Source organism: Bacteroides caecigallinarum, from assembly GCF_021530995.1.
In the GTDB taxonomy this organism is placed as follows: domain Bacteria; phylum Bacteroidota; class Bacteroidia; order Bacteroidales; family Bacteroidaceae; genus Phocaeicola; species Phocaeicola faecigallinarum.
In genome coordinates this window covers 1-12,496 of record NZ_JADYTF010000106.1, presented here as the reverse complement: position 1 = coordinate 12,496, position 12,496 = coordinate 1, and the positions used below count along the sequence as shown (strand labels likewise).

At 41.7% G+C, this 12,496-nt stretch carries 9 protein-coding genes and 1 pseudogene; 4 read left to right on the top strand and 6 right to left on the bottom strand.

The window, feature by feature from the left end; all coding sequences use genetic code 11:
- Nucleotides 1–64: 64 nt before the first annotated feature.
- Nucleotides 65–1,744: a DUF6377 domain-containing protein gene (locus tag I6E24_RS12955; protein WP_235328955.1), complete on the bottom strand. Its 1,680-nt coding sequence runs from the start codon at nt 1,742–1,744 to the stop codon at nt 65–67.
- A 190-nt stretch (nt 1,745–1,934) separates the two neighbouring features.
- On the opposite strand from I6E24_RS12955, the pseudogene I6E24_RS12950 reads away from it, so the two are divergent.
- Nucleotides 1,935–2,591: pseudogene (locus I6E24_RS12950) on the top strand (S9 family peptidase); the annotation flags it as partial.
- A 101-nt stretch (nt 2,592–2,692) separates the two neighbouring features.
- Here the strand turns inward: I6E24_RS12950 and trxA are convergent.
- The 3 genes from trxA to I6E24_RS12935 all read right to left on the bottom strand — a co-directional run bounded on the left by trxA (nt 2,693) and on the right by I6E24_RS12935 (nt 4,024).
- A complete protein-coding gene (gene trxA, locus I6E24_RS12945; protein ID WP_235328954.1) occupies nt 2,693–2,992 on the bottom strand; it encodes a thioredoxin in 300 nt (99 codons plus the stop codon).
- A gap of 176 nt (nt 2,993–3,168) precedes the next feature.
- Nucleotides 3,169–3,771: an OmpH family outer membrane protein gene (locus I6E24_RS12940; protein WP_154043897.1), complete on the bottom strand. Its 603-nt coding sequence runs from the start codon at nt 3,769–3,771 to the stop codon at nt 3,169–3,171.
- Nucleotides 3,772–3,796: 25 nt separating this feature from the next.
- Nucleotides 3,797–4,024, bottom strand: a complete 228-nt coding sequence (locus I6E24_RS12935; RefSeq protein WP_154043896.1) for a hypothetical protein — start codon at nt 4,022–4,024, stop codon at nt 3,797–3,799.
- Between the two features lie 235 nt (nt 4,025–4,259).
- Between I6E24_RS12935 and I6E24_RS12930 the strand changes: the two genes are divergently transcribed.
- The 3 genes from I6E24_RS12930 to I6E24_RS12920 all read left to right on the top strand — a co-directional run bounded on the left by I6E24_RS12930 (nt 4,260) and on the right by I6E24_RS12920 (nt 9,780).
- A complete protein-coding gene (locus tag I6E24_RS12930) occupies nt 4,260–5,717 on the top strand; it encodes an aminoacyl-histidine dipeptidase (protein ID WP_235328953.1) in 1,458 nt (485 codons plus the stop codon).
- Nucleotides 5,718–5,719: 2 nt separating this feature from the next.
- Nucleotides 5,720–6,733, top strand: a complete 1,014-nt coding sequence (locus I6E24_RS12925) for an endonuclease/exonuclease/phosphatase family protein (protein ID WP_235328952.1) — start codon at nt 5,720–5,722, stop codon at nt 6,731–6,733.
- 89 nt (nt 6,734–6,822) lie between these two features.
- Nucleotides 6,823–9,780 carry a PEP/pyruvate-binding domain-containing protein gene (locus I6E24_RS12920; protein ID WP_235328951.1) on the top strand — a complete coding sequence of 986 codons (2,958 nt, stop codon included), beginning with the start codon at nt 6,823–6,825 and terminating at the stop codon, nt 9,778–9,780.
- Nucleotides 9,781–9,855: 75 nt separating this feature from the next.
- Here I6E24_RS12920 and I6E24_RS12915 read toward each other — a convergent pair whose 3' ends face one another.
- Together I6E24_RS12915 and aroC are read right to left on the bottom strand one after the other, a co-directional pair.
- Nucleotides 9,856–11,220, bottom strand: a complete 1,365-nt coding sequence (locus I6E24_RS12915; RefSeq protein ID WP_235328949.1) for a dipeptidase — start codon at nt 11,218–11,220, stop codon at nt 9,856–9,858.
- Between the two features lie 2 nt (nt 11,221–11,222).
- On the bottom strand, nt 11,223–12,302 hold the full coding sequence (gene aroC / locus I6E24_RS12910; RefSeq protein WP_235328947.1) for a chorismate synthase: 1,080 nt from the start codon (nt 12,300–12,302) through the stop codon (nt 11,223–11,225).
- Nucleotides 12,303–12,496 lie beyond the last annotated feature (194 nt).

Below are 12,496 nucleotides of genomic sequence, written 5' to 3'. Positions count from 1 at the left end.
GTATAATACTATAAATCAATAATATAACATTTCCGCATACTATTGAAAAAGTAGTGCAAACATATTAAATATACCTGTTCAGTTTACCTATTTTAGCCACCATCCGCTCAAGTTCATCACGACTACCGACAGCCTTGTTGCGCACTTTTGTGCGATAATTATAAATGGTTGTCACCGAATAGCGCAAAAAATGGGCAATCTTCACACTGTCGGTAATACCCAGCCTTATCAGGGCAAAAATACGCAGCTCAGTATTCATTCGTTCGTTTTCTTTCGGATAAATGCGCTCTTGGGGTTGCAACAATGAATTGAAATCTTCGACAAACGTGGGGAACAGCTGCAAGAAAGTATCATCGAATTCGGCATAAAACTCTTTCAACTCACTTTCGATGAACTTGGACGATTTAATATACTTGCACAATTCATTCTTGCTGCTTGTCGATGCTATTTTACTCAACTGTCGGCGATAAGTGTCCATTTTCTCAATATAAGTAGAACACAAATCCATATAGCGTCCTATGTACTCTTCTTTCAAATACGAGTTTTCAGCAATGCTGTGAGTAGCTTCTTTCAGTTTTTCATTAGAATTATGCAACTCTTCATTCAATTCTTTCAACCGCTTGTTGGCTTCCATCAGTTCCCTACGGGCAATCATTACGCGCTTCATTTGCTTACGAACATAAAAAACAGATAACAGAAGGAAAAAAGAAAGCAGGCTGATGGAAATCAGTGCCCACATCATTTGTTTTTGGCGGCTGGTAATTTGTTGCTGGTACACATCGTTTACTATCGGGAAAATCTGAAGGATGTTAAGAATACGCAAGCGCGCGTTGCAGGCTACCGCATCTTCCATACATACCTTTAAGTAAATATAAGCACGTTCCACATCGCCTTCTCTGAAAAGTTGCACCGCCAATTTGGGTAGTGCTGCATATTCAAGTACAGGCGCCTGAAAATCGGCTATGGACGCAATGGCAAGATATTTCTTCTCGTTTTCCTTGTCGCCTTTCAAAGAATAAGATTCAGACATAGTATAAGCCCAAAAAGCTATGCCTCGAAAATCATTCTTTCCAATCTGCTTGTAATAAGATTGAAGTTGTTTAATGGCTTTATCATATTCTCCACATTGGTTATAATATTGGCTCATGCTCAAAGCGTAAGCCAGCGAATCTTTATTGGCTGCGTAAAACTGCACCAACAAGTTACCATAAGTAATCATTTCTTTTCTGTAACGCTCTTTTTTCTCGGGTATTACCACATAGTCGGTCAACCAACTGTATACCGTTCGCAGAATATGGTAATAATATCCGCGCTGATAGTCAGGCAAGGTGTTTATATCCACCAAATCCATTTGCTCGACAGCTTCCTTGTACATGCCTGCTACACCCATCACTTCGGCCATGCTCATGCGGGCAAAGTCAAGAAGCTTCTTGTCACCCAAAGAGCGGGCTATTTCCAAACGTTTTTGTGTCACAATCAGACAAGAGTCAGCATTGTACGAACTATATTCTTCCTGCAATACACCAAGCAATTCAAAACGTTCCCTATCATCCGAAAGCAACGCATACTTCTTTTTCAGGTTATCCAATCTTTGTTCCTTACCAACAATATAAATAGAACGTTCTTCTATTACCTCTTCCAGTCTTGACAACAACGAATCAATATCCCATGTATCCCATGTATTGGCACAAAGCACAACAGAATTTCCAATAATCAAAAATAAACTCAATATAAGCCTTTTCATAGCATTGCAAATTATCTGTATTTTTTAAATGCCAAAAATAAAGCATTTCCTACAAAAAAGAAAAATTATCTACAAAAAAAGCTTGGATAACACTCAAACCGCATTCAACAATTACCAAATGAGTTTTGGCAGCCTTTACAATCACATTGAATATGCGGTAGAATCATCCCCTATTTGAACGTAAAGATGCAACCAGTATGTTCCTAAAATATTCTCTTCATATAACTGGTGGATGACATCTCTGGCAGAACTGGGATTTATTGTTGTTCAGGTTGACGGAATGACTACATCTTTCCGTTCAAAGGAGTTTGAAGAAGTATGCTATAAGAATCTGAAGGATGCCGGACTGCCAGACCATATCGCATGGATAAAGGCTGCGGCAAAGAAGTATCCTTATATGGACATTGACAGAGTAGGAATATTTGGCTGTTCAGCTGGGGGACAGGAATCTACAGGTGCGGTTTTATTCCATCCTGAGTTCTATAAGGCTGCATACTCGGCTTGTGGATGCCATGACAACCGTATGGATAAGATATGGTGGAATGAGCTTTGGATGGGATATCCGGTTGATGAGTCTTATTCTGCATGTTCGAATGTTGATAATGCACATTTACTTACCAGACCATTGATGCTTGTGGTAGGCGAAATGGATGATAATGTTGATCCTGCTTCAACAATGCAGGTGGTTAATGCTTTGATTAAAGCAGGTAAAGATTTCGAACTTGTTGTTATTCCGGGAGCACGTCATACTATGGGTGATGACTTCGGTGAACATAAAAGATATGACTTTTTTGTAAAGCATCTTATGGGTGTCAATCCTCCTTCATGGGATAAAATAAAAAAATAAAATAATAAAATCAGCCAACTAATTCATAAACATAATGTTGCGAATTAGATGGCTGTTTTATTTGAACAATAAATGATGAAAAATGAGTGTTTAATTATTTTTTATTTGAACATTTCTACGATTTTATTCAACTCTCCAGCGTTTATTACTCCACTCTGTCTCCACATTTGTTTTCCGTTTTTGAAAATCATCAGTGTAGGTACAGACTGTATGCTGTATTGCATGGCCAGTGCATTATTTTTATCAACATCTACTTTTACTATTCGCACCTTGTCGCCTTGCATATCTTTAACCTGTTTCAGAATAGGAGACATGGTTTTACAGGGACCGCACCATTCAGCAAAGAAATCCACAATTACAGGTACGTCTGATGAAGATATTAATTCGTTAAAAGTTTCCATAATGTCTATCGTTGTATGTTGTCGTGATTTAGTTATAAAACAAACTAGACATAGCTTTTGTTCGATACAAAAATAAAAAAAGGTGGAAAAAATCCACCTTTTTTTATTTTCTTTTTGTGCTTTAAATAGTGTTTAAATAGTGTTTAAATGCTGTTTAAACACTATTTAAAAAGTTATTATTTGTTGATACCCGAGTAACGTGCGTTAAGTCCGTCAACAATTTCCTGTGTGATATTATATGCAGGATCAGCATAAAGAAGGTTGTCGAAACCTGTGTTGCTGATAATTAAGCTATAACCTTTATCCTTGTTGTAGATTTTAAGGAATGAGTTGATAGAGTCTCTCAGCTGAAGGCTGTTTTTCTGGTTTTCGTCAGCAAGGTCTTTGCTGAGTTTTTCCTGCAAAGCCTGAAGATCCTGCTGCTGTTTGATGATGCGGTTCTGCTGCTGCTGAGCACTTTCTGCGCTTACGAAACCGTTGTTTTCGTATTTACGCTGGAACTCTTTCATTGCTGCATCAAGAGCTTTAGCCTTTTCGTTAAGAGTGGTACGGATATTCTCTTCCTTCTTAATCATAAGTTCGTTCAGGTCGTTCCAGAAACGGTATTTTGTAAGAAGCGAGTCTATTTCTACGTATGCAATCTTCATGTTTGTTGTACCGGTAGCTGCAACAGGTGCTGCTGTCTGTGTTGATTCACCATTGTTTCCTGCACACTGTACAAACATTACAGCCATAACCACAGCTAAAAATCCTTTGAGGATGTACTTAGTCTTTCTCATAAATTTTCTATATCATTTAAGTTAATTATTCTTCTTCTTCATTTTTCTGTCTTTCCGAGATGGCGTTAGGATTGGTTTTACGCTGCTCTCTGTCCTGCGATTGTACGCATCCGATGCCTCTTTCACGCATGGCTTTACTTCCGCTAACATGTGTATTAGGGAAACGTCCGTTCTTCTTGAACAGTATTTTTACGCATAATAGTGCTATACAGACAGCTACTATTATAAGTGTAGCGAGTATTATTTTAAGCATTGCTATGGTTTTTATAATAAACAGGATGCTGTTTCGGATAGTCTGAATTGAAAAACTATGTTTTTAATTTGCCTCTCCGCTTACCTTTCACTATTTTTGTGGTGCAAATATATAGTTTTGTTACGATTAAAACTTCAGAATGCTTTTAAAAAAGTCAATATAAAGGTGTAAATCGGCTTATTTAACTTATTTTTACATAGAAAAATAAATACATAAATGCTTAATACTGATTATTATGGAAGTAAAAGATTTGACTCCTAAGATTGTTTTTCATTATTTCGACGAAATATGTCAGGTTCCCCGTCCTTCTAAAAAGGAAGAGAAAATCCGTGCTTATCTTATCGCTTTTGCCGAAAGCAAAGGATTGGAATATAAAGTGGATGAAGCCGGAAATGTCCTGATAAAAAAGAATGCCACTCCTGGAATGGAAGACAGAAAGACCGTAATTCTGCAGTCGCATATAGATATGGTTTGCGAAAAGAATAATGATACTGTACATGATTTCGAAAACGACCCAATCCAGACATATATTGATGGTGAATGGCTGAAGGCTAAAGGTACTACTCTCGGTGCGGACAATGGTATCGGTGTTGCAACTCAGCTGGCTGTACTGGCATCAGATGATTTGCAGCATGGTCCTGTTGAATGTCTGTTCACAGTGGATGAAGAAACAGGTCTTACAGGAGCATTTGCATTGAAAGAAGGTTTTATGAACGGAGATATTCTTCTTAATCTTGACTCTGAAGACGAAGGCGAACTGTTTATCGGATGTGCCGGAGGTGCCGGAACAACTGCCCAGTTCCCATGTCCTATGGTGAAATCGCCTGAAGGTTATTTCTTCTTCCGTGTTACAGTGAAAGGTCTTACGGGAGGTCATTCGGGAGATGATATCAATAAGAAACGTGCCAATGCCAATAAGGTATTGAACCGTTATCTGATGCAGATCTCACAGAAATACGACTTGTATCTCGCAGAAATAGATGGAGGAAACCTTCATAATGCGATACCTCGCGAGGCTCATGCCGTGTGTGCCGTTCCTATGAAGGATAAAGAATCGGTAAGAGTGGATTTGAATATATTCCTTGCTGACGTGGAAAATGAATTCTCTGTTACTGAGCCTAACATCAGAATGGATCTTGAGTCGGAAACAGCTTTGCCGGAAGTGATCGAGAAGTCTGCAATGACCAAGTTCCTCAATTCTATCCATGCAGTGCATAATGGTGTGTTTGCCATGAGTCAGGATATGGAAGGATTGGTTGAAACATCGTCTAACCTTGCTTCTATCAAGATGCGCGACGGACAGATTGTGGTTGTTACAAGTCAGCGCAGTTCTATTTTGTCTTCACGTATGGATATGTCGCAGACAGTACGTTCTGCATTCGAACTTGGTGGAGCGACAGTAACTACAGGTGATGGCTATCCGGGATGGAAACCAAATCCTTCGTCTGAAATCCTGAAAGTGGCTGTTGACAGTTATAAAGCTTTGTTCGGTACAGAACCTAAAGTGAAAGCTATCCATGCAGGATTGGAATGCGGTCTGTTCCTCGAGAAATATCCTTCTCTTGATATGGTTTCATTCGGTCCTACATTGCGTGGAGTACACTCACCTGATGAAAGAATGCTTATTCCTACAGTGGACAAGTTCTGGAGACATTTGCTTGATGTTTTGAAGAATATACCAGTTAAAGCTTGATTATGGGCTTTATAAGAATATTGATTTGTTGGGTAGCATGGTTCATATCATTGAACCTTGCTGCCCAACAGTCTTTTCTGGTGATGGAGTATAATGTGGAAAACCTTTTCGACTGCCGTCACGATACCCTTAAATATGATTTGGAATTTATGCCGGACAGTCCTAGGGGATGGAATTACGGCAAATTCAGAAAAAAGATAGAGAATATAGCCCGTGTCATACTTTCTGCCTCGCGCGAGAATGTTCCCGATGTCATAGGGCTTTGTGAGGTGGAAAACGAGTTCTGTGCTAAAACACTTGTAGGATATTCCCAATTGAAAGAAGCCGGTTATGAATATATAATTACAGATTCGCCCGACGAACGAGGTATTGATGTGCTTTTGCTTTATCAGCCTTATACTTTCAGACTCCTGAACAAAAAATTCATTCATGTTCCAACCGTTAGTATCGGCGGACGGCCAACACGCGATATCCTCCATGCATCGGGGCGTGTCGTGACAGGTGACACTCTGGATGTTTTTCTAGTGCATTTCCCTTCACGTTCCGGAGGATGGAGAAAATCCGAAAAGTTCAGACTCATGGCTGCAGGAATATTGAAATCGGCGGCAGACAGCATCATGAACATGCGTTCAAATCCAAATGTTATAATAATGGGTGACTTCAATGACTATCCGCAGAATAAGTCAATATCGGATGTGCTTGCTGCTTCCAGACCGGGAGATACTATTGAGAAAAATGCGTTATACAATCTTATGGATGGCAGGGAAGGAGGTACGTACCGTTATCGCGGTCAGTGGGGAATACTGGACCAGATTATAGTAAATGGGAACTTGTTGGGAGAAGGTAATATACGGACCGGTTATTCCAAGGCATGCATCATTGACTTTCCTTTTCTCCTGGAGGAGGACGACAAGTATGGTGGCACTACTCCTTTCCGTATGTATAACGGCATGAGGTATAAAGGAGGATATAGCGACCATCTGCCTGTTTTGCTTGAATTGAATATGCATCACTGACCTCAATCCACTTTTTTGAGAAGGATTTATTGCATAAGTCAATTGAAATACCGATTTTTGTTATTAAGAAAATAAAATCATATAATACTATGCTCAGTAAGTTAAAGTTAAATCAGCTTTATTTTAAAGATACTCAATTTGCCAATCTGATGACAAAACGAATTTTCAATGTTTTGCTGGTGGCAAATCCATATGATGCTTTCATGCTGGAGGACGACGGACGTATAGACGAAAAGATATTCATAGAATATATGAATCTCAGTTTGCGTTATCCTCCACGTTTTACTCAGGTTTCCACTCCGGAAGAAACATGGAAACAGTTGGGGAATACTACTTTCGATCTTGTAATCTGTATGCCAGGAACAGACAGCAGCGACACATTCGATATTGCCCGAGACATAAAAGCCAAATATCCGCATATACCTATCGTGGTTCTTACTCCGTTCTCGCATGGTATCAAAGAAAGAATGGAGCATGAGGATCTCAGTGTGTTCGAGTATGTGTTCTGCTGGCTTGGTAATACGGACCTTCTTGTGTCAATCATCAAGTTGATAGAGGATAAGATGAATCTGGAGCACGATATAAAGGAAGTAGGTGTGCAGATGATAATGCTTGTGGAGGATTCGATACGTTTCTATTCGTCTGTTCTTCCTAATCTATACAAGTTCGTGCTTAAGCAAAGTCAGGAGTTTGCTACTGAAGCGTTGAACGAGCACCAGCGTACGTTGCGTATGCGCGGACGACCTAAAATTGTCCTTGCCCGTTCATACGAAGAGGCTATGCACCTTTATGAGATGTTCAGCAATAACGTGTTGGGAATAATATCCGATGCCAGATTCCCTCATGACGGCAAGATAGATCCACTTGCAGGAGTAAAACTTCTAAAAGAAGTGCGCAGTCGTGATCCGTTCATGCCGCTTATACTCCAGTCGTCGGAGGAAGATAACCGTAAGTATGCCGATGAGTGTAAGGCAGTTTTTGTTGACAAGAACTCAAAGAAGATGAATATAGACCTTCGTGAGGCTGTTTCGGATAATTTCGGTTTCGGAGATTTTGTTTTTATCAATCCAAAGACCAAGGAAGAAGTGGCGAGAGTACATAACCTCAAGGAACTGCAGAATATTGTATTCTCCATTCCGGCAGATTCATTCCATTATCATATCAGCCGCAACCATGTGTCTCGTTGGCTTTATTCACGTGCTATTTTCCCGGTGGCAGAATTTCTTAAGCAAATCACTTGGGACTCTCTTCAGGACCTTGATGCCCACAGGCAGATAATTTTCGAGGCTATAGTCCGCTATAGAAAGATGAAGAATCAGGGGGTAGTGGCAGAGTTCAAACGCGAGCGTTTCGACCGTTATTCCAATTTTGCACGTATCGGCGAAGGCTCCTTGGGAGGTAAAGGGCGTGGTCTGGCCTTTATCGACAATATGATAAAGCGTCATCCGGACTTCGAAGATTTTGAAAATGCGTCAGTAGCTATTCCAAAGACTGTGGTTCTCTGTACTGATATATTCGATGAGTTTATGGACAGTAACCGTCTTTATCAGCTGGCGCTGAGCGATGCCGATGATGAGACTATATTGAGAGCTTTCCTCCGTGCCAAACTGCCGGACAGACTTGTAGAAGATTTCTTTGCTTTCTTTGATGTCGTGAAATCTCCACTTGCCATACGTTCGTCAAGTTTGCTTGAAGACTCTCATTACCAGCCTTTCGCCGGTATTTATTCCACATATATGATACCATATATGGAGGATAAGTACGAGATGCTCCGTATGCTGAGCGATGCCATAAAAGGTGTATACGCATCTGTTTTCTATAAGGATAGTAAAGCTTATATGCAGGCCACAAGCAACGTAATAGATCAGGAAAAGATGGCTGTCATACTTCAGGAAGTAGTCGGTACACAGTATGGCGACAGATATTATCCTGCCATTTCGGGTGTTGCCCGTTCGCTTAACTATTATCCTATAAACGACGAACTAGCGGAAGAAGGAACTGTGAGTCTTGCGTTGGGACTCGGAAAATATATAGTCGATGGAGGACTTACGTTGCGAGTATGTCCTTATCATCCGGACAAGGTGTTGCAGACCAGCGAAATGGATATAGCATTGCGCGAGACACAGACCCGCTTCTATGCTCTCGACCTTAAAAACACGGGGCATAACTTCTCGCTTGATGATGGATTCAATCTTTTGAAACTGCATGTCAAGGATGCTGAGGCTGATGGTTCACTGAACTATATAGCGTCAACATACGACCCGTACGATATGGTGATACGTGATGGTATCTATCCGGGCGGAAGAAAGGTCATTACGTTTGCAAATATTCTTCAGCATGATGTTTTCCCGTTGCCACGCCTGTTGCAGTTAGCGCAGAAGTATGGTCAGGGCGAGATGCGTCGACCTGTGGAGATTGAGTTCGCCGTAAACTTTGATGCGAACAACAAAACCGGAGTTTTCTATCTCCTTCAGATACGTCCGATGGTTGATATCAAGGCAGACCTGGATGAAGACTTGAGTCTGATTCCTGAAGACAAGATAATACTGAAGAGTGAGAACTCGCTTGGTCATGGAGCAATGGATGATATCTGTGATATAGTTTATGTCAAGACTGACGGATATTCAGCTTCGAACAATCAGCTTATAGCATACGATATCGAGAAACTGAACAAGAGATTCCTCGACGAAGGAAAGCACTATGTACTTGTAGGTCCGGGCAGATGGGGTAGTAGCGATACGTGGTTAGGCATATCGGTAAAGTGGCCTAACATCTCTGCTGCAAGAATAATAGTTGAGGCAGGGCTGACCAATTATCGTGTTGATCCGAGCCAGGGAACTCACTTCTTCCAGAATCTGACATCATTCGGCGTGGGATATTTCACCATAAATGCGTTTATGAACGACGGTATCTATAATCAGGAATTCCTGAACAGTCTGCCTGCAGTGGAAGAAACCAAATATCTGCGCTGGGTGAGATTTGAGTCGCCATTGGCTGTGAAGATGGATGGTAAGAAGAAGTTGGGAATTGTAGCTTTACCTGAATAAAGCAACTATATAAATGAAAAAACGGTTTCATGTATCTGAAAATGATGATGAAACCGTTTTTTTATATGTATTAATTTATTGCTGACTGCTGTATTCCTTATGGAACTCAACAACTGCCTCAATTCCTTTCCGGAATATGTCGAGAGGGAAATTCTCGTTCGGCGAATGTATGGCATTGCTTTCAAGTCCGAATCCCATCAGCACTGTCTTTATTCCAAGAATCTGTTCGAAATCGCTTATGATAGGAATGCTTCCTCCGCGGCGTACAGCCAATGGTTTCTTGCCGAATGCTTTTTCGAATCCTTTTTCGGCTGCCTTATATGCAGGAAGTGAAATAGGGCATACATAGCCTTCGCCACCATGCATAGGGGTAACCTTTACCTGTACGTATTCAGGAGCTATTTCGTTGATATAGTCAACAAAAAGCTGTGAAATCTTTTCGTGGTTCTGGTGTGGAACAAGTCGGCACGATACTTTTGCGTATGCTTTCGATGGAAGTACAGTCTTCGAGCCTTCGCCTGTGTATCCTCCCCAAATACCGCACACGTCGAACGAAGGGCGGCAGCTGTTGCGTTCAAGAGTTGAATATCCTTTTTCGCCCTTCAATGCTTTTACTCCGATGGCATTCTTGTATTTCTCTTCATCGAAAGGTATGTTTGCAATCATCTCGCGTTCTTCTGCTGGAACATCTTCCACATCGTCGTAGAAATGAGGTACGGTGATACGTCCGTCGGCATCAGTAATCTTGTCTATCATGCTGCAAAGTACATTGATAGGATTTGCCACAGCACCACCGAAGTGTCCTGAATGAAGGTCGCGGTTGGGACCTGTGACTTCTATCTCCCAATATGCCAGTCCGCGCAGACCGGTAGTTAGTGACGGGAGGTCCTTGCCAAGCATACTTGTATCCGATACTAATATCACGTCAGCCTTAAGCAGTTCCTTGTGTTCTTTCAGGAAAGCATTAAGACTAGGTGAACCTATTTCCTCTTCTCCTTCGAAAATGAATTTTACGTTGTGCTTCAGGAGGCCTTCGCGCACCATATATTCGAATGCTTTGGCTTGAATCATTGCCTGACCTTTATCGTCGTCGGCACCTCTGGCCCAGATATGTCCGTCTCTGATTTCGGGTTCAAACGGATTGCTTTTCCAGAGTTCGAGCGGTTCGGCAGGCATCACGTCGTAGTGTGAATATATCAATACGGTAGGCGCATCAGGACTTACTCTCTTTTCGGCATATACCAATGGGTTGCCTTGCGAAGGCATGATAATAGCTTCGTCTGCACCTGCTTCGATTAGGAGTTGTCTCCATCTTTCGGCACATGCCAGCATATCTTCCTTATGCTGAGGCAGGGCACTGATGCTAGGTATGCGTATCAGACTGAAAAGTTCGTCGATGAAACGCTGTTCGTTTTCTTCAATGTATTTCCTTATTTCCATGGTTATAGAGTTGTTGTTTTGTTTAACAGATAATAATCGAGTATGGTCATGGCTGCCATAGCTTCCACTAAAGGTACTGCTCTTGGAAGTACACACGGGTCATGGCGCCCTCTCGCCTTGAGGATTGTTTCGTTTCCGTCTTTATCCACTGTAGGCTGTTCCATGAGTACTGTTGCAACGGGTTTGAATGCAACCTTGAAGTATATGTCCTGTCCGTTGCTTATACCGCCCTGAATACCTCCTGAACGGTTTGTGCGGAATGCTATCTTTCCGTTCTCATTATAGAAAATGTCGTTCTGCTGACTTCCCTTCATGTTCATGTTGCCGAATCCCTGACCGTATTCGAATCCTTTTGCGGCATTGATTGTGAGCATGGCATTGCCGAGTGCTGCATGTAGTTTTCCGAACGCCGGCTGGCCGAGACCTATAGGGCATCTCTTTATCACGCAGTCCACAGTTCCTCCTATGGTATCGCCTTCACCCTTGGTCTTCAGAATGAGTTCAGCCATGGTCTGTGCCATAACAGGGTCCGGACATCTTACCGGATTCTTTTCAATCTCACTCAAATCGTATGAGGTATAATCTTTGTCGAGTTTGAGTTCGCCTACTTGTGATGTATAAGCTGTAATCTCAACTCCCAGCTGTTTCAAGGCTATTTTTGCCAATGCTCCTGCAACAACGCGTGATATAGTTTCGCGTGCCGATGAACGGCCTCCTCCGCGATGGTCGCGCAGTCCGTATTTCTGTGTATATGTGAAATCGGCATGCGACGGGCGGAAAACGTCCTTCATATTGTCATAGTCGCCTGAATGCTGGTTGGTGTTCCATACCACGAAACCTATGGGGCATCCTGTAGAAACTCCATCGTATATGCCCGAAAGAAATTCCACCTGGTCCGATTCCTTTCGTGCCGTTGTTATGGCAGACTGTCCCGGCTTTCTTCTGTCGAGTTCTTTCTGTATGAAATCCATATCTATATGTATTCCTGCAGGGAAGCCGTCTATTACTCCTCCTATGCCTTTTCCGTGCGATTCGCCGAAGCTTGTCAGACGGAATATATTTCCAAACGTGTTGTTGTACATTGTATCTTGGTTTATTATTAATGTATATATGGTTGCTTATTTTCGGACAATAAAGTTAATGATGACCGAACAGGGCTGACGCATTACTTAATATCTTCATTTTGCCATGGTGCATCTAAAAGTTCAGCAAGAAACTCATCGCTCCATCCCGCCATTTTTCTTTTACCCTTAAGGCTTGATTTCCTCTTGTTATT